This is a genomic window from Streptomyces sp. MZ04, from assembly GCF_004684775.1.
Taxonomy (GTDB): domain Bacteria; phylum Actinomycetota; class Actinomycetes; order Streptomycetales; family Streptomycetaceae; genus Streptomyces.
The window spans coordinates 1-22,407 of the sequence record NZ_SRIC01000060.1 but is presented as its reverse complement, the minus strand read 5'-3'; the positions used below and the strand labels follow the sequence as shown (position 1 = coordinate 22,407).

The following is a 22,407-nucleotide window of genomic DNA, read 5'->3' as shown; positions in this document are numbered from 1 at the left end:
GCGGCGCGACCGTCCGGACAAGGGTCCGAATGCTGACATCAGGCCCCTCATGACAGCGTGATTCTCGCCACCCCTGATAGGGGTTGCGCTCAGATGAGCGGATAGTGGGCGAATCCACTTCTCCAAGGGGTGGCACTCAGTGCCAATGCTCGATCATTCATAAGGTGAACTCACATCTGAGATTTCTCTGCTCATCTGAGCAAATCCCTGGTTCTGCAGGGGTTGATCGTTCAAGACTTGAACACATGGTCGGACGATGGCCTACCGCCGAGTCACTTTCGATCTACTGGCGGACGGGTGGTTACAGCCGTATGACGCACAAGTGGACGTACCCAGGTGCCTTCGATCTGGGTATGTTCCTCGCCGTCAGGGCAGCCACCGAGTCCTCGAGGAGTCGAGACCCGTGTCGGAAAACAAAGATCCCCACGTAGCGACGCAGAGCGATGCGGCCGTGAAGTTCGTCTATGACTTCACCGAGGGCAACAGGGACCTCAAGGACCTTCTCGGCGGGAAGGGCGCGAACCTCGCCGAGATGACCAACCTCGGCCTGCCCGTCCCTCCGGGCTTCACGATCACCACAGAGGCCTGCAAGACCTACCTCGCCAGCGGCGAGGAGCCGGTCGAGCTGCGCGACGAGGTGAGTGCACACCTCGACGCCCTCGAGAAGACCATGGGCAAGAAGCTGGGTCAGGCGAATGACCCGCTGCTCGTCTCGGTCCGCTCGGGCGCCAAGTTCTCGATGCCCGGAATGATGGACACCGTCCTGAACATCGGGCTCTCCGACAAGTCGGTGACGGGCCTGGCCAAGCAGTCCGGCGACGACCGCTTCGCGTGGGACTCCTACCGCCGCCTCATCCAGATGTTCGGCAAGACCGTCCTGGACGTCGACGGCGAGCTCTTCGAGGACGCGCTCGAGGCGGCCAAGGTGGCCAAGAAGGTCACGGTCGACACCGATCTCGAGGCCGCGGACCTGAAGAAGCTGGTCACGAAGTTCAAGAAGATCGTCAAGACCGAGGCCGGTCGCGACTTCCCGCAGGACCCGCGCGAGCAGATGGATCTCGCGATCCGCTCGGTCTTCGAGTCCTGGAACACCGACCGCGCCAAGCTCTACCGCCGCCAGGAGCGCATCCCCGGCGACCTCGGCACCGCGGTCAACATCTGCTCCATGGTCTTCGGCAACCTCGGCCCGGACTCCGGCACGGGCGTCGCGTTCACCCGCGACCCGGCCAGCGGCCACCAGGGCGTGTACGGCGACTACCTGCAGAACGCGCAGGGCGAGGACGTCGTGGCGGGCATCCGCAACACCGTCCCGCTCGCCGATCTCGAGCAGATCGACAAGAAGTCGTACGACCAGCTCATGCAGATCATGGAAACGCTCGAGACGCACTACAAGGACCTGTGCGACATCGAGTTCACCATCGAGAGCGGTCAGCTGTGGATGCTGCAGACCCGCGTCGGCAAGCGCACCGCCGGTGCCGCCTTCCGCATCGCGACGCAGCTCGTCGACCAGGGCCTGATCGACGAGGCCGAGGCGCTGCAGCGTGTCAACGGCGCGCAGCTCGCGCAGCTGATGTTCCCGCGCTTCGACGAGACCGCGAAGGTCGAGCAGCTCGGCCGCGGCATCGCCGCGTCACCGGGTGCCGCGGTCGGCAAGGCGGTCTTCGACTCGTACACGGCCATCAAGTGGTCGCGCTCGGGCGAGAAGGTCATCCTGATCCGCCGTGAGACCAACCCCGACGACCTCGACGGCATGATCGCGGCCGAGGGCATCCTGACCTCGCGCGGCGGCAAGACGTCGCACGCGGCCGTCGTCGCCCGCGGCATGGGCAAGACCTGTGTCTGCGGCGCCGAGGACCTCGAGGTCGACACCAAGCGCCGCCGCATGACGGTCGGCGGCACCGTCATCGAAGAGGGCGACGTCGTCTCCATCGACGGCTCGACCGGCAAGGTCTACGCCGGTGAGGTGCCCGTCGTCCCCTCCCCGGTCGTCGAGTACTTCGAGGGCCGCATGCACGCGGGCGCCGACGACGCCGACGAGCTGGTCGCCGCGGTGCACCGGATCATGGCGTACGCGGACCGAGTACGCCGCCTCCGAGTCCGTGCCAACGCGGACAACGCCGAGGACGCGCTCCGTGCCCGCCGCTTCGGCGCGCAGGGCATCGGCCTGTGCCGCACCGAGCACATGTTCCTCGGTGAGCGCCGCGAGATGGTCGAGCGCCTGATCCTGGCGGACGCGGACGACGAGCGCGAAGAGGCCCTGAAGGAGCTGCTCCCCCTCCAGAAGCGCGACTTCGTCGAACTCTTCGAGGCGATGGACGGCCTCCCGGTCACGGTCCGCCTCCTGGACCCGCCCCTGCACGAGTTCCTCCCGGACATCACGGAGCTCTCGGTCCGTGTCGCCCTCGCCGAGTCCCGCAAGGACTCCAACGAGAACGACCTGCGCCTGCTGCAGGCCGTCCACCGCCTGCACGAGCAGAACCCGATGCTGGGCCTGCGCGGCGTACGCCTGGGTCTCGTCATCCCCGGCCTGTTCACCATGCAGGTCCGTGCGATCGCCGAGGCGGCCGCGGAGCGCAAGAACGCCAAGGGCGACCCGCGTGCGGAGATCATGATTCCGCTCGTCGGCACGGTCCAGGAGCTGGAGATCGTCCGCGAGGAGGCCGAGCAGGTCATCGCGGAGGTCATCGAGGCGACGGGCGTCGACCTGAAGCTGGCGCTCGGCACGATGATCGAACTCCCGCGTGCCGCGCTCACGGCGGACCAGATCGCGGAGGCCGCGGAGTTCTTCTCCTTCGGCACGAACGACCTGACGCAGACGGTGTGGGGCTTCTCCCGCGACGACGTCGAGGCCTCCTTCTTCACGGCATACCTGGAGAAGGGCATCTTCGGTGTCTCCCCCTTCGAGACGATCGACAAGGACGGCGTGGGCAAGCTGGTGAAGGACGCGGTCAAGGCCGGCCGCGCCACCCGCCCCGACCTGAAGCTCGGCGTCTGCGGCGAGCACGGCGGCGACCCGGAGTCCGTGCACTTCTTCCACGAGGTGGGCCTGGACTACGTCTCCTGCTCCCCGTTCCGCATCCCGGTGGCCCGCCTCGAGGCAGGCCGCGCCGCTTCCCACTCCACGGGCAGCGACCACCGGTAAAGCCCCGGGACCGTCGCCGTGTCCCCGACCCTCAGAACCGATGCGGCGACGGTCCCGGTCCACGATGAAGGGGCAGCACCCTGTGCGGGGGTGCTGCCCCTTCGGGCATGAACTGCCCCGATAGGTCAAGTAGCGCTCTGACCTGCATAAATAGGGTGCGTTGAGCCTCGTTGAACCTCAATGCGCCCCATCATGATGTGCCCCCGTTGTGCCCCGAAGGCGTAGCGGGGGCACTGTCACGCTCCGGAGCAGCCGCGCGATCCTTCCGGATGCGGGCGATGTACTCGCGGGACCAATCCACGGATCGCGCGATGCGCGCGTTGGACTCCCCCTTGTCTAGCTGCTCATGGATGGCAGCCATGAGGGCGTCCCGGGCGCGGTCGTACTCGTCTCGCAGGGTCCGGAGCTCCGTGATCTCGTCTCTCGCCATGGCTGCCATGTTGTCACGACCTCTCTTGCGAACTCTGTGCGGAACAATGTTGACAGTCCCATGAGGGCTGAGTATTGTCAACATTGTTCGGAACTGAGTTGACATCTACTCGGGGCCGGATACGCAAGCGGCCCTTCCCCGGTGCTACTTGGCGGTGTCACCGGTTCAGGGCCTACGGATCACCTGAGAAGCCAGGAGAACCGCTATGGCCAAGTCTGCCATCAGCACGCCCACCATCACCGAACTCCCCGCGCTCAAGCAGGGCATGAGCCTCGTCCCGGCCCTCATCGACGGCCACCTCGTCCACATCGAGTGCCCGACGGCGTGGTGCGTCCTCGACCACATCGCGGAGAACGAGAAGCACCCGGCGGACGTCCACCACTACGGCGAGCGCCGCACCCTGACACTTCCCGTGCCGATGCTGGCCCCGATCACGGTGTTCCTCGCCCAGTGGCCCAACGCGATCGATGAGGACGCGGGTCTGCCGTACCTGGCCGTCGACACCGACAACGACGTCAACAGCTACCAGCGGACCGCGGCTCTCGCGCTCGCCGACCAGCTGGTCGCGTTCTCCGCTGACGTGCGCGGCCTGGCCCGCACGCTCCCCGACGAGGTGCAGGCGTGAGCGACGGACACGACCCGCTGTCGGGTATCGACCCGGAACTCCGGGCCTGGCACCAGGGCGCGCTGGAAGGGGACCCCGCCGTGTGTGGGGCCCCGCAGCCGGGGCACCCCGGATTCCCCTGCATCTGGAACACGAACCCGCACCCGGAGCACCGGGACGTGTTCGGCCGCACGTGGACGCAGGACCGCGGCGAGCCCGTGTACGTGGCCGAGTGGGTCGAGCAGTCCGCGGACGGCACGGTGACGCTGCCGACCCTCGACTTCGGTGACGTGACGATCCCGTGCCCCGAGTGGTGCACCGGCCATCTGGCACAGCCTCAGTACCGGTCGGACCTGACGCACAACGGTCCGGTCGTCGTCGCCAAGGTTGAGACGGAGTGCCACGGCGTCATCGAGTTCCTGCAGACGCATCTGTCGTGGGCGCCTTTCGCCGAGCTGCGACCCGAGCCGTACCCGGTGGCTGCCATCGAGGTGGGGGACGGCCACGACTTCGGACCGGACGGCGTGCGCAAGGTGGCCAAGGCTCTCCTCGGCCATGCCGGGCGCCTGCACCGCTTCGCCGACGACCTGGACCACCTCCGGGACGGGGGCGAGTCGTGAGTGCCCCTCTGGTCCGTCGGCCGACCGAGCATGCGGCGCTCAGGCGCTGCGACCGGTCCCCGCGGCAACTTCCTTCCTATCCCGTGCTGTTCGCCGGTCTGGTGACTGCTGACGCAGTCGGTGACCGGCACGGCAAGAACCTGTTCGCCCACGCGATCGCCCGCCTCGGCGGAGAAAGGGGCGAGTCATGATGACGCCGCCGATGTTCTACCCGCAGGAAGACGGGAAGCTGACCGAGATCCCCGCCGAGCACGCCGCGATCCTCGACCTGTACCGGGACCGCATGCCGCTCGTGTACGAGATCCAGGAGTTCGGCGACCCGATGATGTACGACCTCATCGACGTCGACGCGGAGCCCTTCGACACCCCGGAGCCCGGGGAGTTAGAGACGGTCGCCGCCCGTGTCGCGCGCTACCTGAAGGGCAAGCGGCTCGGTAAGGACCCCGTTCCGCCCGACTTCGAGCGCCTGGCCGTGGCCGCGATCCGTGCCCGCGTCGAGGACATGGGCATCCTTGGCGGCTCCCTGGCGCACGACGAGGGCCCCCTGGGCGTGGAGCGCTCCGTGAAGGAGGCGACGGCGCAGGCAGGCCGCAGCCTCAGGAAGGCCGTAAACCGGGCCGTCAGTGACACCGCCGCCGACCTCGTCGAGAACTGGTGGGTGAAGGCATGAGCGCGCTTGAGTACCTGGATCAGCCGGTCGTCGTCGCCGAGCCCTGCGACGGTCCGCACGCCACCCTCACGATGCAAGCCGTCGTGTCCCGTGATCAGTTGGCGGCGCTCGTTGAGATGGGCGGCTCGAGCTTCGAGGCGTGGTCACGGCATCCGGACGAGTGGCCGGTCGAGCTGGTGCGCGCCTTCGCCGAGTCGTACATGGTGTCGTGCGACACGTTGACGATCCAGATGCGGGCCGAGTCCATCGCCCGCCTCGCCGAGGACGGCGACCCGAGCGACCCGTCGGTGCAGCCGCTCATGCAGGCCGTGTACCGGGCCGTGGACAGGGCGTACCCGCAGCCTGCCGGGAGTCCGCGTGAAGCGTGACGTTCTGGGCTGGCTGTCCCTGGCTGCCACGTTCGTGGTGACCGCGTCCGCCGAGTACCACCTGGCCCGCGCTTGCGGGTTCGGGGTGTACGTGGCCGGCGCGGTCCCTGCGGCGCTCGACATCTACGCCCTGCGTGCTCTGCGGGCGGGCCGGGACATGGCCGCGGTCGTGGTCGCGATGGCGACGGTCAACGCGCTGAGCCATCTCGTCTCGGCCGAGCTGATCCCCGTGTCGTGGCCGCTCGTCGTCGCCGTGTCGTGCATCGCACCGCTCGTGATGTGGCGCGTGCATGTCCTGCGCGAGGGGGCGTCCGTGCCCGTGGACACCCCTGCGGAACCGGCGGAACCGTCGCCGGAACCAGCGGAACCTGAGCCGGTTCCGGTCACGGTCGAGCGGGTTCCGGTCCTGCCCCGCATGGTGATCGTCGGACCGCTCAAGACGGACGCCGGAACCGCGGGCGGAACCGGCCTTGACCTTGATGTTCCCGACTGGGTGAAGCGTCCGGAACTCGAGGCGGAACCGGCGGAACCAGAGGCTAGTTCCGCCCCCGTCATCGACGTCCCCGCGGGCGTCTCGGCCGAGCACGTCGTGACCGTGAAGACGTGGCTGGCGGTCGAGCCGGAACTGACCGGAACCGAGATCGGAACCAGGCTCGGCAAGTCCGACAGCTACGGCCGCAGAGTGCGGCGTGCAGCTGTCACCGCGGGGGCGGCGCCGTGATCGGTGAAGACGTCCCGTGGAGAGCGCCCGTGTGTGGCCGCCGTTCCTCGACTGGTCCGGCCCCGGCCACTGGGGTGATGACGAGCCGTGCGTGCTCTGCCGCCGGCCGACGCCGCTCCGTTCCGACGCGGGCAAGCCGTGCCACAAGGTCTGTGCGGAGGAGTGGTACGAGAAGCACCCCGACAAGTGGGCGGAGATCTGCCCGCCGGAGACCGACGAGACCCGGCAGACACGCCACGGGTGCGGCCTGTGACCGCCGTCCCGGATCAGCCCGGCCTCGTCGTGTACGCGCCGCCCGGCAGCCCGTGGTGGTCACTGGCCTCCCCGACAGCGACGGCCGCGTACCGCTGTCTGTGCGGGGCGACCGGCTCGACGGGCGGCAAGCGCGGTTCCCTGGCGGTACTGAAGGTGCTCGCCGACTGGGACCGGCACATACCGTGCAGCCCGCACAGGATGGCCGTGGACGAGCTGCGACGGCGCCGAGGGTGAACGGCTCAAGGAACGGCTCAACGGACGGCTCAAGCCGTTCTGGGCGAGCCGTTGGGGTCTCAACGCGCCCGCTCACGCACGCGCGCGCGAGGGACGGCTCACCGAGCGTGGCCGAGACGGGCCGCGGGAACGCGTCCAACTGGCTCCGACGCGCATGCGCGTTGCGCATGCGCGAGGGGACCAGGATCGTGACCGAGCGTCAAGACGTTCACTCGTTCACCCGCCCGGCCGCGGGTGAACTCGTCGGCCCCTATGCGCGCACGTGCGCGCACGAGGCTCCGGGACGCTGGACGTTCACCCGGTAGCGGGTATGGGGAGGCGCCGGGGAGGCAGGGAGTTCTCCCTGAACGCCTCCCTGATGGTCTCGTCTGCGAACCTTCCCGAATTAGGGAGGCAGGGAGGCAGTTTTGCCACCCCTGAAACCTGCCGTAGGGCGCACTTCCTGAGGTGGGTGCAGCCTCCCTCCCTGGCCGTTTCAGCCGGGTGACCCTCCCTGATCATGGTGGGGTCCCACCAACCGCCCCACCCACCAGCCCCACCAAGGCCGACCAGGCGTACCGCCCGGTTGGTGAGGTGGTGAGGCACCCGTCTATGACCCGGCTATCGCCCGTCTACAGCCCGTCTTGGACCCGCCTACCGACCGACACCCGACCATGACCTAGACGGGCGATAGCCGGGTCATAGACGGGGGTTAGGCGGGTCATAGACGGGGGTTAGGCGGGTCATAGACGGGCTGCCGAACCCTGTGCGGAGGGTGTACAGGCAGGCGCTATGCCCGGCTATGCCCCTGTGCGGAGGGTGTGCAGAATCGGGGTACCCCTGTGCAGGCCGCACAGGGTGCGGGCCGTTCTGCACACCCCTCGCACACCCCAACTTGCCCCACTATGCACCCGCCTGACCTGCGGTGACACCGGCTGACACCCCGCTGACAGCGGATCAAGGTGTCAGCAGGTGTCAGCAGGTGTCAGCTGTCGATCCGCAGCACCATCGCGTCGTACAGAGGCGAGTCGGCGAACGGCAGAACCTCGCCGAACCACCCGTATCCCCACGCCTCGTACAGGCCGCGCACCTTGGGGTGCTCCCGTTCGACGAGGAGCGTCACCCGCTGCTCGGGGCGGCCTCGGAGCAGCTCGTCGTGGATCGCCTTCGCTGCCCCGGTGCCGCGCATCTTCTCGACGACCATCAACTCGGACAGGGCGAAGGTGCGTGCTCCGTCCTCGACGGTCGCGCCGTCGGGCACTGGCGTGCGCAGCCTGTTCCACCACCTGGTGCCCGCCTGCAGCACGCAGCCGTAGGCGTAGCCGACCGGAGTCTCGTCGAGGGAGCCGACGACCGCGGTGAAGCCGGGCACTTCGGAGTTCCAGCCGAGCCGCTCGTCGAACCGCTCCACACTGTGGAACTCCTCGCCGAGCCGGTCCGCGTAGATCTCCGCGTACACGTCGAGGAGTTGGGGCCGGATCTCACCGAGCCCCGCTGCGTCCCGTCGTTCCAGTCGCATGCCGTCCACGCTCACGCTCCCGTCCGTCGTGTCTGCTCGAGGAAGTCCGCCGCCGCGGGCACGTGGGCGTGGCGGCGCATCTGTCGGCGTAGCCCGTCGAGCTTGCCCTGTACCCGCTCGCTCTGCACGCGCTCGCCTATGGCCGTGGCGCGCAGGGCCTCGGCGGCTGCCTGCTCGACTTCCCCGCCGTCGAGAAGGGCCTGTGCGCTCTGCACGGTGTAGTAGACCCGGTTGCGCTCGAAGCGCGGCTCGAGCATGTCCAGCGCGGAGGCGGTGAGTTCCTGCGCCTGCCCGTACCGGCCGAGGGCCTGGTGCGCGGCCCCAGCGAGCCCGGTGAGCTCCGCAGGGGTGAGGAATGACAGCCAGGCCGCGGGATCGCCGTTCGTGCGGTCGTAGGCGCTCTCAGCCCGTGCGAGGGACCGCTCGGCTCGGGTGCGCTCGCCGATACGGGCGTGGCCGACGGCCTGGCGGCAGTGCAGCAGCGACATGAGCCACGGATCCGCCTTTGCCTGCCGCGTCTCGACCGCGGCCCGCCCGATCCGCAGCGCCTCCTGGTCGCGGTCCAACAGGCGTGCCTGCATCGCCAGGTTGGACCAGACACGGGCCTGCAGCATGCCGTCCCCGGCGAGCATGCCCGCCTGCAGCGCCTCGCTGTACAAGCTCGTCGCGTCCTCCTGTAGCCCGGCGTCGTAGGCGAACCAGCCGGCCGACGCCGCCAGGTCCCCGGTCGCGGCGTACAGGGCCCGCTCGACGCGAGAGCCGTAGGTGCAGTGGTTGAGCGCGTGGTGGACGGACCGCAGCGCCTCCTCGGCCACCGCATGCAGGGCGCCCCCGCCGAGGGCATGGTCGTGCGTGTACAGGGCGGGGACGATCGCCCGGATCCGCTCGACGTCGGCTGTACCAAGCCGTCCTGCGGAAGGGATGGCGTCCAGACCGAGGGCGGAGGTCAGGCCGACCGCAATGAACTCCCGGCGTCTCACGGGGCGGTCCTCCTTCACGGGCGCCCGCCGCCGGGGCGGGGCCGGTACGCGTGAGGACTTGCGCGGGATGAAGCCCATGGCCTCCGGGCTGCGGCCGAAGATCTCTTGCAGGGGCAGAAGGTAGCGGGACCATGGCCACTGCACGTCACCCGCGATCCAGCGGCGCACATGCCGGTCGGTGCACTGGGTGGGCTTGCCGAACACGTCCTGCGCGGCCTGATTCATCTCGTCGGCCAGCTGCTGATGGGTGTAGCCGAACTCCACAAGCAGGGCCTCGAGCTTGGTGTTCCGCTGCTTGGCCATGGCCGTCCCCCCACCTTGCGCCCACGTCTCTCGACGGTAGACCTACCGTCGTGCGCCGCTGGGTAAAACTGTCCGGTCGCCCGCGAGTAACTGCCCCAGTTCCGTCCTGATGGGCAACAGGACACTTCCGGGAACCTCGACGTCATGAGCAGAGAAGCGGGACCACCGGGCAACGGCACCGTCGAACGGGCAGTGCACCCCCCTGTGCCGCCCGTGGAGGGGCTGTCCGTGGCGCAGACATGCGGACGTGCCTGCGTGTGGTGCGCCGTCACCCTCACCACGGAGAACGCCGTCGAACTCGGCACACGCTCCGAGCAACGATTCGACACCGACTTCGTCTGGTTCCCCCGCAGTTGCCGACTCTGCGCCGAGCCACACGCCTACCGGGCGCTCCTCGACCACATACAGAACTGCGAGCAGTGCGCCGACGAGACCGCTCGCTGCGTCGAAGGCCACGCGCTGCGGCAGACGCTGAAAGAGGTACGGCGATGACTGGCCAATTCTGCTGGCGTTGCGACGAGCCGATCAGGTCGGGGCAGCCGGTCGAGACCTACGTGCAGGTCTCCATCTCAGCGGGCGGCAGGATCGTCACCCTGCACAAGCAGTGCCCGAAGTCGCCGGCCTACGTCCGCCGCACACAGGCATAGACCCCCGCCCGCCCGATGCACTGTGGTGCCCCCGAGGGCGGACGGGTCACGGCCCCGGTCGGTAGGTGCATCCCGGCCGGGGCTACAGCAGACCGGGATGCGGCTCGTCGCCGTGGCGCGTGGTCGGGCGGGGCCTGGCCGCACGCGCGGCAGCCGCCTCGCGAGCGGTCTTCACCCGATGACACGGATCGCAAGCACCCTGAAGCGCATCGAGCTCATGGTCATCGGTCATCGGCTCGATATGGTCAGCGATCACCGCAGTCCGCACAAAACAGATCTGACAGACCACATCCCTTTCGATCACTGCCTTACGGCGCTTCTCCCAGTCCGCAGGCAGCCTCGACCGCCTCGACGACGTGTTCCAGTTGTGAGCCATTCCAGTACCTCAATTCGGGCGAATCAGACAGCGGTTGGGGTGGGGGAAGATCCCTCCGGGTGATCTCTGCCGGATCGATACCGTCTAGCACCCCTCTGGCAGCGTGCGGCCGGGCCCTGTTTTTCGGGGAAGTCGCTGACCTGCGGCTCCACAAGATCCGAAACTTCCAAACCCGAGCACGGGGTCAGCTGCTATACCTCTTCGATCCGGGAAGATCGGCACGGGGCCCTCCCTCCCCAGGGTGTTTGATCCACATTTGGGTTGCGGTCCGGCCGGTCTCCTGAGTGGCCGACCGGACCGCGGGGCCGACGCTGGCGAGCAGTCATGGCGGCTACGGATGAGCCTGCTCGCCATCGGTGCGAAGTCGTCATGCCCAACACCTTCGCTGCCGTTGACGTCGACGTTCATGGAGTCACGCTCGCAAGGCTGTCGCGACTGCCTGCTGAGCCTGCTGACGTGACAGACCTGACGTCATGACCACCTGCACGGCCTGGTGCCATCGGTCCATGACCTGCTGCCGTTCGGCTACCTCTCCGGGTGTGGCCAGCTGCAGGGTGAAGTGTGGGCTGCGACTGAGGAACAGCCAGCGTGCGGTGGGCTGGTGCCGCAGCTCCTTCCACTGGCGGATCGCCGGGCCGACCTCGTCGCGCAGCCTGTGAGCGAACACCTCGGCATCGGTGGGCTCGTCGACCGCGGCGACTGCCCACAGCTGTGCGTCGCGGCCGAGATCCTGGCTGGCTGCTCGCGCCAGGATCTGCCTGGCTTCGACGAGCTGGTCGAGCTTCACGGCCGCTGCGGATGCGGTCTCCCACGGTGCGCTGATCGCAGGGTCGCGCAGGTCGATGCGCTGGGCGTCGAGGAGTTCGGGCAGCTTCTTCTCCTGCCTGGCCAGGACTTTGACGAGGGCGAGGAAGTCGGGTTGCAGTGCGCTGATCCAGCCGGTTACGTGCTCGGCGACGAGGGCGTTGTACTTGCGGGCGATCGGCTCGTGCCAGTCGCCGGCGACCTGCCGGTGCGCTTCGGCGATCCGGTGCTGGTGTGCCCTCATCTCGATCAGCGTGCGAAGTTCCTCGGCTGTAGCGGGCACGTCGTCCCGGCCGGGCCGCTCGGGGGGCCGCATGTGTGCGGCGTCCATGACGACCTGCCACATGGCCGCGGTGTCGTCGATCTGTTGCGGCACGGGTAGACCGCGGCGGCGGGCCGCGTCGACAGCGGCCTGCGCCTTCCCGGTGTCGTGGTCGAAGGTGATCACGCCGCCTCCGGTGCATCGTGGCCGTACACCGAAAGCTCGCTGTCGGCGAGGGAGTTGACCTGCTGCACGCTCATCCGGCCGAGCTCGGACGGCACGTCGGGGCTGGCGTAGGTGGCGTCCATGAAGCCGCCAGGCTCGGCCAGGGTCCGCAGCTCCGTCAGGTTCTCGGCGTAGCCGGGGGTGGCTGCGGCGTGGGTCTCGACGAGGGGCGCCCACGCGTCGCCGAGGATCGGCATCGCGGCAAGGTCTGCGGCGTGGGAGGCGATGGCGCGCTGCATGTCCCGGTCTCCGTCGCGCTGGGCCCGGTTGTACGCGGCCTGCGCTTCGCGGGGGTCGCCGAGCTGCGCGGCCCGCTCCCGTGCGTCCCGTGCGCTGAGGGCGTCCGTACCGGTGAGCTCCTTGTTGCCGAACAGTCGCTTCTCCAGCTGCGTGCGGCGCTCCTCGTACCGCTGCCGGTCGGCGTCGCGTGCGGCCTGGAGGCGGGTGGCGGCGGCCTTGTGGGCGCGGGCCATGGCCACTTGCCGGGCCTGGTCGGTGAGGTCTTCGCGGGCGCGGATCTTCTCGACCTGGCGGGCGTAGGACTCGCGGATCTGATCGGGGGTCATGGGGAAGTCCTTTCGGTTTGAGTGACGGCTAGATGCCGTCTGACCTGCTGTTATGTGGTTGGCGTGGTGAGGAGCGACGTGGAGGTCAGCCCTACCGGCGGATAGATCAAATCCAAGAGCGCAGGTCAGACCTTGATCACCCTGGTCCCAGAGTCGCGCGCCCAGAGGCCAGCTAACGTGCCCGATCCGCAGATCCGAAGATCGTTAGGGGCCTCCCCAGGGGTGGTAACGATCTCCGGATCGTGTGCGGCAGGCGCCGGCTGCACGGGGAATGCCGTGCGCCTGCCGCTGCGACGACCACGCGGGCGCCGATCCCGCTGCCGCCTCTCGCGCTCCCCTGGGGTGGCGCGAGCCGTCTGTCAGTACCGGGCTCGGAGCCAGGTCTCGGGGTTGTCGGCCAGTTCGCCGGTCTGCGGCACTTGCAGCACGGGGCCGAGCCAGCCGGACGGCTTGCCGGCTTCGGCGCAGCCTCGGGTCACGGCCGCCGCGATGGGCAGGCCAGCGTTGATCCCGGCGATCCGCCGTCCGTCAGCGTGAAGGGCGGGGCCGCCGAACGCTGACGCGTCACTCCACGCGAGGCCGGCGTGTTGCTCGGCTGCACCTTCGCTTGCTTGGGGTACGCCTTCTCGGCGCAGGGTGTTGATGCCGTTGCTGACGAGCTGCTGCCTGCCTGCGCAGAAGCGGACGATGTAGGCCGTGCCTTCTGCGACTTTCTGCATGGCGTCGAGCATGCCCTCGACGGTCCCGGCCTTTTCGAAGGTATCGGCCTTGAAGTCGTGCAGGTGTTCCTGCCGCTCCTGCTCGGTCTGGTCTTCTGCCTGCTTGGCAGCGTGGCCTACGGCGAGGCGTGCGTGTTCGACGGCGAGTGCGGCGGTGCCGAGTTCTTCGGCGGTGACCGTACCGGGGCCTTGGTCGAGGATCTTTGCCTTGAGCTGGTCGAGGGTGGCGGTCGCCGCGGTGAGCTGCTGCTCGGCGTCCGCGAGGGTGACGGTCTTGGTCATGGCTTCTCCTAGGCGGCGGGCGGGGTGCCGGGGGTGAAGTTGGCGGCGGCCTGGTCGATCTGGCGGGCGGCGTCGATCGCAGCGTCACCTTCGCGGCCCATGTCGAGGGCCGTCACGTAGGCGGCGGCCGTGGGCGCCTGCCCGGCAAGGAGCGCTTGCAGGTAGGTGGGGTCCTTGCGGGCGCGCTTGGTTTCCTGCTGGCGGGCGAAGTGCGTGCGGATCACGTCGGCGGTCATCGCAGTTCTCCTTCGGGGACGGTCTGCTGTGCAGTGACGGGTGCACCGCCGTCGAGGTTGTAGATGTCCTTGATGGCGATGGCCGCTTTATGAAGCCGCGGGTAGCTGCGGGTCAGCGCCTTGGCGTAGTGGCGGACGTTCTGGGGGATGAGCAGTGGGCCGACGAGTTCCATCGACCCGACCCGAAGGGTGTGTTCGGGGTCGGAGAAGTTCACGATGTCGTCGTCACTGGGGAAGCCGCTGAAGTAGCGGCCTGTGATGGCGCCAGATGCGCGGACGCGGACGATGGCCATGGCGAGGCTGCTGACGTGGCTGCCGCGGGAGTCGCCGACCTCGGTGACGCGGTCCCAGTGTTCAGACAGCTGGGTGAGGTTGCGGACGATGCGGTAGCCGCATTCGCAGGCGGGGTCGGGAGCCTGGTGGCTGTAGTCGGTGCAGTGGGCGGGTGTGCTGCGGCCGGCCTGGTGCGGGAAGTTTCTGAGTATGAACCCGCGGGGGGACCGCGTGATGCACTCCGTCCGCCAGCCGATGACTCCGGGGTTCCAGTCGACGTTGGTGTGCTCGTCCGGGGCAAGGTCCCATACGGTCTCGTCGCTGGGCAGGCTGCGGATGGTGTGCGGGCGGTCGGTGTCGTAGAACTTCGTGAGCTGCTTAGTCATGGCGCCCCTCCGGGATGTCGAGGTTGGGGCACTGCCCGCCGTGTACGTCGGTGCAGAGGGGAAGGTGGCGGGAGCGGCAGAGCTTGGCGCCGCAGCCTCGGACGCACTGCCGGTAGCGGCCGGCCTTCAGGGGGCGGTCGCAGCTGCTGCAGCGGTGGCGGGCGGTCACTGGTCGGCGTCCTCGTCAGCCCACCGGGCCACCTTCGCCGCGTGCCTGGCTTGAAGTCCGTGGGCGCGGTTCTCGGCGAACTCTTGCCGCTCCTCGCGCCGTCGTCGGCGTCTGGCTTTGACCGCGGCGATGCGTGCGGCTATCTGCTGCTCGACATGGGAAGTCATGCCGCCTCCTCGGGCGGGTCGTAAATCCACGGGTGGACGTCGTACTTGGGCGAGGGCTTCTGTCCTCGCTGGCCGGGCTTGCGTGGCGGTGCCGGGATCTCGGCGACCCACCCGAGTTCTTCGAGCTCGGACATCGCCTCTTTGATGGCCTCGGCGTCGACCCCGCCAGCCGAGCCGCTGGCCCGTCGCCCCTTGAACGACTCCCGGATCTTCCGTGCGGTCACCGTGCGGTCATCGGCGAGGAGCTGGGGGAGCCGGTCGAGGATGTCGCGCAGGAGCTTTCGGCCGCCGTCTCCGTCGCGGGACATGAGGGCGAAAGCAGTCCGTGCGTGGGCCGTCAGGTAGGGGGCGAGGCCGATGCTGCGGGTCATGGCGTCTTCGCTGATCTCGGCCGCCGCGACGTTGTCGTACAGAGTCAGACACGCGGCGAGCCGGGCGACTTGGCCGCACAGCTTGCCCGCCCACTCGGCGATGTCATGGAGCGGGCCGCCGTCTGCCTTGTCCTTGTCGGTCTGGTTATAGAACTCGGCGAACACCTTGCGGGCCTGCACGGTGAGCGTGAGCGTGCGGATGTTCTCGCTCGTCCAGACGTCGTCGACCAGGCGCACGATGCGTCGTGCGTAGTCGAGGGCGACGTCGAGGGGCACGTCGGGGGTGTCGAAAGCACCGGGCGGCATAGGGACGGGCAGGGCGTACAGGAAGCGGTTCAGGAACCCGGACGACTTGAACTCGGGGTTGTCCTTCTCCATGTGCTCGACGACGCCGGGCTGAATGATGAGCGTCAACGTCAAGGCCGTGCGGGGCATCCAGGAGTGGCCGCGGCCGACACGGTCGATCTCGTGTCCGGTGCCGCTGTACGCCTTCAGGACGAGGGTGATGTCGGCGCGGCCGTTGCCATACAGGCCCGCGCACGCCTTGAAGAACCCCGCCTCGGATTCGTGCAGCGCCATACGGCCGCCGTTCTCGCCCATGACCTTGCCGAGCGCTTCGAGGGTGACGTCACCGACGAACGCTTTGGGCAGGCCCGGTTGCGCCTTCAGGCCGAGCAGGGTGTCGAGGACGGCGCGTGCGTCTTCCTTGCTGGCCTTGTTCCGGGAGACGTCGTTCTCGACGGCCGCGAGTTCCTTCTCCGTGATCCGGATCTCTTGCTCGTTCTGCTCGACCTCGGCGCGCTGCTCTTCTCGCAGCTGGCCGATGCGGTCCCGCATGGGCGCCGAGGCCGCATCGAGCGCGGGCGTCTTGCGGGCGGAGGAGTCGGCCAGACCGAGGCAGTACAGACAGACGTTCTCGGCCTCCCACCCGTCCTTCACGTGCACCTGCACTCGGCCGCCGAGCGCGGCGGAGATCGTGCCGAGCGCGGAGAGGGCGAGCAGGTCGTCGGAGACGTTCAGGGAGGTGCCCTGTGCCCGGACCCATCCGGCGAGGGAGTCGCCGAGCAGGTCTGTGGGGAACACCGGGAGGACGTTCTTAGGGACGGGCAGGGGCGGGTCCCAACACGGACCGCCCCCCTCATTTTCCGTTCCACCTATTCCAGCGGATGCCTCTTCGGGCCCCCAGAGGGCTTCGCTGGAATTACTGGAATCGTTTTGGGCGGGGGCGGTCCGTGTTTGGGGTGCCAGGTCGTCGAAGGTGAGTCCTGCCGCCAGATGGTCGGAGACGTCCTTGCCGCGGGCGGGCTCGAGGACACGCACGGGAATGCCTGCACGCTGTACGGAGTCGGCGACGGTGGCCGCGTGCTTGCGGCCGGGCTCGTCTCGGTCGGCGATGACGACGACCTCGGCGGCGCCTCGCAGGTGCTCGCTGTACTCGTCGCGCCACTTGCCCGCGCCGCCCACGTTGCAGGTGGCGGTGCAGCCGATGCCTCGGAGGTTGTCAGCGTCCTTCTCGCCCTCGACGACGAGGACGGTCCCGTCGGCCTGTGCCTCGGCGATGACTTCGGGGAGGCGATACAGGACTCGGCGGACGCCTTTCACGCCTGCCGTGCCGTCCGGTTTGTACTGGCGGAACGTCTTACGTTCGCCGTCATAGCCGGGCTCCAGGCGCCGCACAACGTAGAGCACCTGGCCGTGCTCGTCGCAGTACGGGTACTCGGCGACGACCTGCGGACGCTCGCGCTTCTCCAGGGGCTCGTCGAAGAGGTCAGCCATGGTCAGACCGAGGGTGCTCACCACGTCCTCGGTGGCGCATCCGGCGTGGCAGTTGAGGATCACGCCCCTATTGCCGCGGGTGACGGATAGGGACGGGGCGTTGTCGTCGTGGCTGACGCACTGGTAGGACGTGCCGCGGCCCTTGCTGCCGTGCTGCTCCAGGGCCTCGAGGACGCGGTCGTGTGCGCTCATACAGTCACCGCCATGGGGCGCAGCTGCACGACGTAAGTCAGGCCGCAGGGTGCGGTCTTGAGGACGGATCGGACGAGGGGGAGCGGGGCGCGGTGAAGGTGGGGGTGCCCACAGCGCGGGCAAGCCTCGACACGAACCTGCCGATGCCACTTCGCGGAGCGAGACCGGTACGTGTCGAGTCGTCCGGGTACACGGGGTGGGTCACCCTGTGGCAGGCTGGTCTCAGACCCGCCCGCTGTGAGGTCTTCCGGAGACCCGCCAGTTAGCCCCTGGCGGGTCTCTGTGCGTTCGGTCATGCTGCAGCGCCTCCGGCCTGCTCTGCGTCGTACTGTTCGATGTCGTCCCAGCGGGCTCGCAGGTACTTGCCGACTCGGAACATCAGTGGCCCGACGCAGGTCTGCGTCTGATGCCAGCGGTGAACGGTCTTTTCCGGAACGCCGTAGTGCTCGGAAAGATCCGGGACTGTGGCGAGAGGTCGACGCTTTGGGCCGGTCGAATCGGGGATGGGGACGCGTTTCATGAACACTCCGTGTGATCGTGAAGCACACTCAGGCAGATGGAAGCACCTCTTGTGCCCGATCATGCCCCGTCCTTGTTCGGTGTGTCAATGAATGCTTTGATGTGCTCATGGATCACACGGTAGATGCCGCCGACCCGGTAGGCACGATTAGGGCAAGGGTCAAAGAGCTCCGGACCAGAAAGGGTTGGACCGCGACAGAGCTCGGCGCGCAGATGACCGCGCACGGTATTCGCTGGGACCGGTCGATCGTTGCCAACCTCGAAAACGGTCGCCGCGCCACCGTGTCCGTGAATGAACTGCTGGCGTTGTCGCGAGTCTTCGATGTGGCGCCCGTGCACCTGCTAGTGCCGGTGGTAGATCAGCCCTTTCGGATCACTGATGCCGAGGCTTATCCAGCGCGACGGGTGCGGGAATGGTTCCGAGGTGAGAGCCCCCTGCCGGGCACGGACGAGCGAATGTTCCGCACAGAGGTACCTCTTGATGAGCTGCCGCAGCCCATACAGATGCGGCCGACTGTCGAGGGGCGCTCCATGGCAGAGGCCATCCGGACCCGGTATCGGGAGGTCATGGGCCAGGAAGCCGACGACGACACCGTTCTCGACTTGATGACCGGAGTGAAGAAGATGCCCGGAGGGGGCACTGATGGCGAAGGTGCATGACCGCTGGCATCTGTCCCGGCCGCCGGCCGACGCCGAACCGTGCGCGGAGCACAGCACGAAAGCGAACGTCGTGTACGCGAACGCCGAGCACGGCAGGGGCCATCGCTGGCTGGTGCGCTACCGGGATCTGTCCGGGAAGCAGTGCAAGGAGAGCTTCGAGAAGCGGACGCAGGCCGACTCGCGCGCGGGTGCGGTGACGGCGCAGCTGGACGACCGGACGTTCGTGAACCGCGAGCGGGGCAAGGAGAAGTTCAAGGTCGTTGGCGAGCGTTGGCGCGAGATGGCCGTTCACCGGGAGCGCACGGAGACGAACGTCGAACGGGCCCTGCGGCTGCACGTGTACCCCACGTTCGGGAACCGGCAGATAGGCAGTATTCAGCGGCTGGACGGGCAGAAGTGGATCAAAGACCGATCCGCGGTTATCGCACCGTCGAGCTTCGCGACGTCCTGGAATGCCTGCACGAGCATCCTGAAGATGGCTCACCAGGAAGGCATCATCGCGAAGTACCCGTGGGAGGGTCTGAAGCCCCCCGAGGTCTTCTATCCGGAGATTCACCCGCTCCACCCCGACGCCGTCAAAGCGTTGATCGTCACCGCGTCCGCCCGGTACCGGGCCCTGGTGCGGCAGGCCGCTTCCACGGGGCTACGGCAGGGCGAGCTGTTCGGCCAGGAAGACGAAGAGCCGAGCGAGGCAGTGACGGTGAAGCAGCAGATGATCGGCCCCGACAAGGGAGTGCCGTACCTCGGGGAGCCGAAGACGAAGCAGAGTCGCCGGTCAGTTCCGCAGGGGCCGTCTGTCGTCGAGGACTTGACCCGGCATCGCGCCGAGTTCCCGCCCAAGGTCGTGCACATTGAGGACCGGACGAATCCGCGTAAGCCGGTGTGGCGTCACGTCCGTCTGCTGTACACGAACGAGCACGGGGGCGCGATCAGGCGTAGCAGCTGGACGAGGGTCTGGGCGCGCAACATCAAGCGGGCAAACGCCTACTTGGGGAGGTCCGGCAGTAAGGTGCGCGTCCCTGAGGACACGACGCTTCATGACCTGCGGCACTTCTACGCCTCGGTGCTCATCAAGAACGGGGCGACACCGAAGCAGGTGCAGATGCGACTCGGTCACGCTAAGCCATCGATCACGCTGAACGTCTACACCCACCTGTGGGAGTCGGACGTCGACAAGACGGCGGACATGATGGAGGCGGCACTCAAGTAAGGGTCCCCTAAGTGCCCCGAGAGTGCCCCGCAGGGCAGAGAAAAGGCCGACTTCCCAGTTCAGGGAATCGGCCATACACCCTGTGCGGGGGTGCTGCCCCTTCGGGGTTGAGCAGGGCTTTCCCTGGCGTCGAGCTCGGCGTGCTGGAGTAGCTCGCCGGGGCTGGCCGCGCTGCGGACGGGTAAGTTCAGGGTTGGTTACACAACGTAGCCATGCGAGCACGCGTCTGGAGAGTTCCTTGCGACGCTCACTCACCGCCCTCGGCGCCCTGGCTGGGTTCACGAGCACCTACGTACTGGCACCCGGCGCACGGCTCCAACCCCTTGTGAGAACAGGCGCACCGGCTCTGAAGGCCAGTACGCGTCGTCGCGCAGGGGCGTCACCATGGTTCGCAGCGGCATCGTCACCACGCGGGCTTCGGGTTGTTCGACGCGTACGTCCTTGTCGAGCGGATGCCATCCGAGGCGCTGGTACAGCGGTACGAGCGGAGGGCGGCAGAACAGGAGTGCGTGCTGCGGGCCCATCGTGCGCGCATGGTCAAGTGCCGCTGTGACGACGAGCCGGGCCAGCCCCTGGCCCTGCACGTCGGGTGCGACGGCCACTCCGCCGACTCCCACCACCTCTGTCTCGGTGTCGCCGATCGCGACAGGCAGCCGTAGCAGGCCGGCGTGTGCCACAAGCCGGTCTCCGTGTCTGATGCCGAAGTGCTCTTCCTTGGGCAGCCAGGTCAAGCCGGTTGCGGCGACGCCGAAGGGGTCATCGCCGGCGCCGAGGATCTCGTCCTGCTCTGTCTTCGTGTAACTGGAGAGTCGCACCATGGCCGGTGCCGCAGGGGATGGGGTCTCAGATCTATTAGACATCCCCCATCATGATCCGGCTTGGCCCCTCGCGAGTGATTCTGTTGATTCCCTTGTGAGGTTGGGGAGTTGAGTGGTGTAGTCCACTGCCATGACGAACCTCTCCCGTCGTTCTCTCATCGCCGCGACAGCCGTCGCGGGCGCGGCCGTCGCGGGCGCGGCCGTCGCTCTTCCGCTGCCCTCGGCCCATGCCGTGGGTGCAGAGGCGTCCCCTGCCGGTGGCGCGAACCGGGGCAACGCCCGGCCGGCCGTCATCCCCGCCCTCCAGGAATGGGACGGGGGTGATGGTGTCCACCGGCTTGCATCGGAGTCGCGCGTCGTCGTCCCCGTTCAGGACGCCGGTCAACTGCTGGTACTTGCACGGCAGTTGACACTGGATATCGCCGATGTCACCGGACTGAAGCTCGCCGCGCCCCGCACCGTCAGCCGCTCCCGCGCCGCCGACGGCGAGATCCTGCTGCGTCTCGACGCGGGCGCCCGGCACGCCGATGGTGGTGAGCTCTACGCCCGCGAGGGGTACGAACTCGCCGTCACGGGCGACGCCGTCACCATCACCGCGCCCGCCTACAGGGGTGTCTACTACGGCACGCGCTCACTTCTTCAGATCCTCCTCCATGATGAGCAGCGCTCTCGCGTTCCCGTCGGGACCGCGCAGGACTGGCCCAACTACCGGCTGCGCGGCTTCATGTTGGACGTCGGGCGGCGCTTCTTCACGCCCGGGTTCGTGCGGGACTATCTGCGCGTCATGGGGTGGTTCAAGCTCAATGATCTCCAGCTTCATCTCAACGACAACGAGATCAAAGCCCCGGGTGGTGACTGGAGCAAGGCCTATGACGCCTTCCGGCTGCGGAGCGACTCTCCGGAGTGGGAGGGGCTCGCCGCGCCCGACGGGTCGTACTCCCGTGCCGACTGGGACTCCTTCGAGGACACCGCCGCCCTGCACGCCGTGCAGCTCACCCCGGAGATCGATGCCCCGGCCCACTCGCGTTCCTTCGTACGCTTCCGGCCCTCGCTGGGGCTCGACGGCGGCAACTCCGACCATCTCGACCTCGCCAAGCCCGAGACGACCGACTTTATGAAGAAGGTTTTCGGCGAGTTCGTGCCGTGGTTTCGTAGTCCCGAAGTGCACTACGGGGCCGATGAGTACACCGGGCCGGAGGCCCAATATCGCGCGTACTTCAATGACATGGCTGAGCACCTGCGGACGCTCGGCAAGCATCCGCGCGCTTGGGGGAGTCTGACCGAGATGGCCGGCTCGGCCGAAGGCTACGACCGCGACGTCACCATCCACAGCTGGAACAACGGGTGGTACGGGCCGCAGGCCGCCAAAGCCGACGGGTACGAGATCGTGAACACGAACGACGGGTTGTTGTACGTGGTGCCGTTCGCCGACTACTACCACGGGCACGGGCTCGACGGCCGTTATCTGTATGACAGTTGGGAGCCGCACGTCTTCCCGGGGAGCGAGAGCCTGCCCCCAGGCGATCCGCAGCTGCGCGGTGCGATGTCCGCCGTGTGGAACGACCTCGTGCACGCCACGTACACCCAGCAGGACGTCCACGGGCTCGTCGAGAAGACCTACGGCACGCTCGCCCAGAAGATGTGGAGCGGTGGCGGGCAGGGCCTCGCGTATGGGGAGTTCACCGCGCTGTTGCGGCGCGGGGCGCAGGGGCCCGGGCTTTCCACGGTGACCCCGACACTGGCCGAGCCCGACGAACTCGCCTTCGGTGCGGCCGCGACCGCGTCGTCGGGTGCGCATGCGTCGTACGCGTCCGACGGCAGCCATGTCACCTGCTGGAGCAGTGGAGTTGAGGTGGGAGGGCCGTGGTTGCGGGTCGACCTCGGTGGGGTGCGGCATGTGGGGCGGGTGCGGTTGGACTGGGGG

The 22,407-nt window shown here is 68.1% G+C and carries 25 protein-coding genes; 13 read left to right on the top strand and 12 right to left on the bottom strand.

Annotation, left to right across the window (positions count from 1 at the left end; genetic code table 11):
- The first annotated feature begins 403 nt into the window (after positions 1 to 403).
- The 8 genes from ppdK to E2651_RS15660 all read left to right on the top strand — a co-directional run bounded on the left by ppdK (position 404) and on the right by E2651_RS15660 (position 7,044).
- Positions 404 to 3,142: a pyruvate, phosphate dikinase gene (gene ppdK, locus E2651_RS15700; protein ID WP_135331754.1), complete on the top strand. Its 2,739-nt coding sequence runs from the start codon at positions 404 to 406 to the stop codon at positions 3,140 to 3,142.
- Positions 3,143 to 3,777: 635 nt separating this feature from the next.
- Positions 3,778 to 4,197 carry a hypothetical protein gene (locus E2651_RS15695; protein ID WP_135331753.1) on the top strand — a complete coding sequence of 140 codons (420 nt, stop codon included), beginning with the start codon at positions 3,778 to 3,780 and terminating at the stop codon, positions 4,195 to 4,197.
- Positions 4,194 to 4,796 carry a hypothetical protein gene (locus tag E2651_RS15690; RefSeq protein WP_135331752.1) on the top strand — a complete coding sequence of 201 codons (603 nt, stop codon included), beginning with the start codon at positions 4,194 to 4,196 and terminating at the stop codon, positions 4,794 to 4,796. Before E2651_RS15695 ends, E2651_RS15690 begins: the two co-directional genes overlap by 4 nt.
- Before the next feature lie 187 nt (positions 4,797 to 4,983).
- Positions 4,984 to 5,466: a hypothetical protein gene (locus tag E2651_RS15680; protein ID WP_135331750.1), complete on the top strand. Its 483-nt coding sequence runs from the start codon at positions 4,984 to 4,986 to the stop codon at positions 5,464 to 5,466.
- Positions 5,463 to 5,834 (top strand): hypothetical protein, encoded by a 372-nt coding sequence (locus E2651_RS15675; RefSeq protein ID WP_135331749.1) that lies wholly within the window; start codon positions 5,463 to 5,465, stop codon positions 5,832 to 5,834. Before E2651_RS15680 ends, E2651_RS15675 begins: the two co-directional genes overlap by 4 nt.
- A complete protein-coding gene (locus E2651_RS15670; RefSeq protein ID WP_135331748.1) occupies positions 5,824 to 6,555 on the top strand; it encodes a hypothetical protein in 732 nt (243 codons plus the stop codon). The genes E2651_RS15675 and E2651_RS15670 overlap by 11 nt, the downstream gene beginning before the upstream one ends.
- A 16-nt stretch (positions 6,556 to 6,571) precedes the next feature.
- Positions 6,572 to 6,808, top strand: coding sequence for a hypothetical protein (locus E2651_RS15665; protein WP_135331747.1), 237 nt, complete (start codon positions 6,572 to 6,574; stop codon positions 6,806 to 6,808).
- Entirely contained in the window at positions 6,805 to 7,044 is a 240-nt protein-coding gene (locus E2651_RS15660; protein ID WP_135331746.1) for a hypothetical protein, read from the top strand. The genes E2651_RS15665 and E2651_RS15660 overlap by 4 nt, the downstream gene beginning before the upstream one ends.
- Before the next feature lie 964 nt (positions 7,045 to 8,008).
- Here the strand turns inward: E2651_RS15660 and E2651_RS15655 are convergent.
- Positions 8,009 to 8,542 (bottom strand): GNAT family N-acetyltransferase, encoded by a 534-nt coding sequence (locus E2651_RS15655; protein WP_135331745.1) that lies wholly within the window; start codon positions 8,540 to 8,542, stop codon positions 8,009 to 8,011.
- An 11-nt stretch (positions 8,543 to 8,553) separates the two neighbouring features.
- Positions 8,554 to 9,825: a hypothetical protein gene (locus E2651_RS15650; protein WP_135331744.1), complete on the bottom strand. Its 1,272-nt coding sequence runs from the start codon at positions 9,823 to 9,825 to the stop codon at positions 8,554 to 8,556.
- Positions 9,826 to 9,969: 144 nt separating this feature from the next.
- Here E2651_RS15650 and E2651_RS15645 point away from each other — a divergent pair, with 144 nt between their 5' ends.
- Entirely contained in the window at positions 9,970 to 10,317 is a 348-nt protein-coding gene (locus E2651_RS15645) for a hypothetical protein (RefSeq protein ID WP_135331743.1), read from the top strand.
- A complete protein-coding gene (locus tag E2651_RS43935) occupies positions 10,314 to 10,472 on the top strand; it encodes a hypothetical protein (protein ID WP_167828804.1) in 159 nt (52 codons plus the stop codon). The genes E2651_RS15645 and E2651_RS43935 overlap by 4 nt, the downstream gene beginning before the upstream one ends.
- Positions 10,473 to 10,554: 82 nt before the next feature.
- Here E2651_RS43935 and E2651_RS15640 read toward each other — a convergent pair whose 3' ends face one another.
- The 9 genes from E2651_RS15640 to E2651_RS15605 form a co-directional block, all read right to left on the bottom strand.
- Entirely contained in the window at positions 10,555 to 10,848 is a 294-nt protein-coding gene (locus E2651_RS15640; protein WP_135331742.1) for an HNH endonuclease, read from the bottom strand.
- A 412-nt stretch (positions 10,849 to 11,260) separates the two neighbouring features.
- Complete coding sequence (locus E2651_RS15635; protein WP_135331741.1) at positions 11,261 to 12,100, bottom strand: hypothetical protein; 840 nt, start codon at positions 12,098 to 12,100, stop codon at positions 11,261 to 11,263.
- The gene (locus tag E2651_RS15630) at positions 12,097 to 12,705 is read right to left on the bottom strand and encodes a hypothetical protein (RefSeq protein ID WP_135331740.1); all 609 of its coding nucleotides are present in this window, start codon (positions 12,703 to 12,705) and stop codon (positions 12,097 to 12,099) included. The genes E2651_RS15635 and E2651_RS15630 overlap by 4 nt, the downstream gene beginning before the upstream one ends.
- Before the next feature lie 359 nt (positions 12,706 to 13,064).
- A complete protein-coding gene (locus E2651_RS15625; protein ID WP_135331739.1) occupies positions 13,065 to 13,706 on the bottom strand; it encodes a hypothetical protein in 642 nt (213 codons plus the stop codon).
- A gap of 8 nt (positions 13,707 to 13,714) precedes the next feature.
- On the bottom strand, positions 13,715 to 13,942 hold the full coding sequence (locus tag E2651_RS15620; RefSeq protein WP_135331738.1) for a hypothetical protein: 228 nt from the start codon (positions 13,940 to 13,942) through the stop codon (positions 13,715 to 13,717).
- A complete protein-coding gene (locus E2651_RS15615; protein ID WP_135331737.1) occupies positions 13,939 to 14,601 on the bottom strand; it encodes a hypothetical protein in 663 nt (220 codons plus the stop codon). Before E2651_RS15615 ends, E2651_RS15620 begins: the two co-directional genes overlap by 4 nt.
- Positions 14,602 to 14,766: 165 nt before the next feature.
- Positions 14,767 to 14,937 carry a hypothetical protein gene (locus E2651_RS43930; protein WP_167828803.1) on the bottom strand — a complete coding sequence of 57 codons (171 nt, stop codon included), beginning with the start codon at positions 14,935 to 14,937 and terminating at the stop codon, positions 14,767 to 14,769.
- On the bottom strand, positions 14,934 to 17,276 hold the full coding sequence (locus tag E2651_RS15610) for a YfjI family protein (protein ID WP_245238857.1): 2,343 nt from the start codon (positions 17,274 to 17,276) through the stop codon (positions 14,934 to 14,936). The genes E2651_RS43930 and E2651_RS15610 overlap by 4 nt, the downstream gene beginning before the upstream one ends.
- 292 nt (positions 17,277 to 17,568) lie before the next feature.
- Positions 17,569 to 17,796 carry an excisionase gene (locus E2651_RS15605; protein WP_135331736.1) on the bottom strand — a complete coding sequence of 76 codons (228 nt, stop codon included), beginning with the start codon at positions 17,794 to 17,796 and terminating at the stop codon, positions 17,569 to 17,571.
- Positions 17,797 to 17,903: 107 nt separating this feature from the next.
- Between E2651_RS15605 and E2651_RS15600 the strand changes: the two genes are divergently transcribed.
- Positions 17,904 to 18,455 (top strand): helix-turn-helix transcriptional regulator, encoded by a 552-nt coding sequence (locus E2651_RS15600; protein ID WP_135331735.1) that lies wholly within the window; start codon positions 17,904 to 17,906, stop codon positions 18,453 to 18,455.
- On the top strand, positions 18,439 to 19,665 hold the full coding sequence (locus E2651_RS15595) for a site-specific integrase (RefSeq protein WP_135331734.1): 1,227 nt from the start codon (positions 18,439 to 18,441) through the stop codon (positions 19,663 to 19,665). The genes E2651_RS15600 and E2651_RS15595 overlap by 17 nt, the downstream gene beginning before the upstream one ends.
- 278 nt (positions 19,666 to 19,943) lie before the next feature.
- Here the strand turns inward: E2651_RS15595 and E2651_RS15590 are convergent, their stop codons facing one another.
- Positions 19,944 to 20,483: a GNAT family N-acetyltransferase gene (locus tag E2651_RS15590; protein ID WP_167828802.1), complete on the bottom strand. Its 540-nt coding sequence runs from the start codon at positions 20,481 to 20,483 to the stop codon at positions 19,944 to 19,946.
- Positions 20,484 to 20,613: 130 nt separating this feature from the next.
- Here E2651_RS15590 and E2651_RS15585 point away from each other — a divergent pair.
- Positions 20,614 to 22,407 (top strand): family 20 glycosylhydrolase (locus E2651_RS15585; protein ID WP_135331732.1); only part of this gene is annotated, 1,794 nt, incomplete at its 3' end.

Coding starts and splice junctions, on each gene's coding strand:
- E2651_RS15695 (WP_135331753.1), top strand. CDS start 3,778: ATGGCCAAGTCTGCCATCAGCACGCCCACCATCACCGAACTCCCCGCG.
- E2651_RS15680 (WP_135331750.1), top strand. CDS start 4,984: ATGATGACGCCGCCGATGTTCTACCCGCAGGAAGACGGGAAGCTGACC.
- E2651_RS15675 (WP_135331749.1), top strand. CDS start 5,463: ATGAGCGCGCTTGAGTACCTGGATCAGCCGGTCGTCGTCGCCGAGCCC.
- E2651_RS15655 (WP_135331745.1), bottom strand. CDS start 8,542: ATGCGACTGGAACGACGGGACGCAGCGGGGCTCGGTGAGATCCGGCCC.
- E2651_RS15650 (WP_135331744.1), bottom strand. CDS start 9,825: ATGGCCAAGCAGCGGAACACCAAGCTCGAGGCCCTGCTTGTGGAGTTC.
- E2651_RS15645 (WP_135331743.1), top strand. CDS start 9,970: ATGAGCAGAGAAGCGGGACCACCGGGCAACGGCACCGTCGAACGGGCA.
- E2651_RS43935 (WP_167828804.1), top strand. CDS start 10,314: ATGACTGGCCAATTCTGCTGGCGTTGCGACGAGCCGATCAGGTCGGGG.
- E2651_RS15640 (WP_135331742.1), bottom strand. CDS start 10,848: ATGGCTCACAACTGGAACACGTCGTCGAGGCGGTCGAGGCTGCCTGCG.
- E2651_RS15630 (WP_135331740.1), bottom strand. CDS start 12,705: ATGACCCCCGATCAGATCCGCGAGTCCTACGCCCGCCAGGTCGAGAAG.
- E2651_RS15625 (WP_135331739.1), bottom strand. CDS start 13,706: ATGACCAAGACCGTCACCCTCGCGGACGCCGAGCAGCAGCTCACCGCG.
- E2651_RS15620 (WP_135331738.1), bottom strand. CDS start 13,942: ATGACCGCCGACGTGATCCGCACGCACTTCGCCCGCCAGCAGGAAACC.
- E2651_RS15615 (WP_135331737.1), bottom strand. CDS start 14,601: ATGACTAAGCAGCTCACGAAGTTCTACGACACCGACCGCCCGCACACC.
- E2651_RS43930 (WP_167828803.1), bottom strand. CDS start 14,937: ATGACTTCCCATGTCGAGCAGCAGATAGCCGCACGCATCGCCGCGGTC.
- E2651_RS15610 (WP_245238857.1), bottom strand. CDS start 17,276: ATGAGCGCACACGACCGCGTCCTCGAGGCCCTGGAGCAGCACGGCAGC.
- E2651_RS15605 (WP_135331736.1), bottom strand. CDS start 17,796: ATGAAACGCGTCCCCATCCCCGATTCGACCGGCCCAAAGCGTCGACCT.
- E2651_RS15600 (WP_135331735.1), top strand. CDS start 17,904: ATGGATCACACGGTAGATGCCGCCGACCCGGTAGGCACGATTAGGGCA.
- E2651_RS15595 (WP_135331734.1), top strand. CDS start 18,439: ATGGCGAAGGTGCATGACCGCTGGCATCTGTCCCGGCCGCCGGCCGAC.
- E2651_RS15590 (WP_167828802.1), bottom strand. CDS start 20,483: ATGGTGCGACTCTCCAGTTACACGAAGACAGAGCAGGACGAGATCCTC.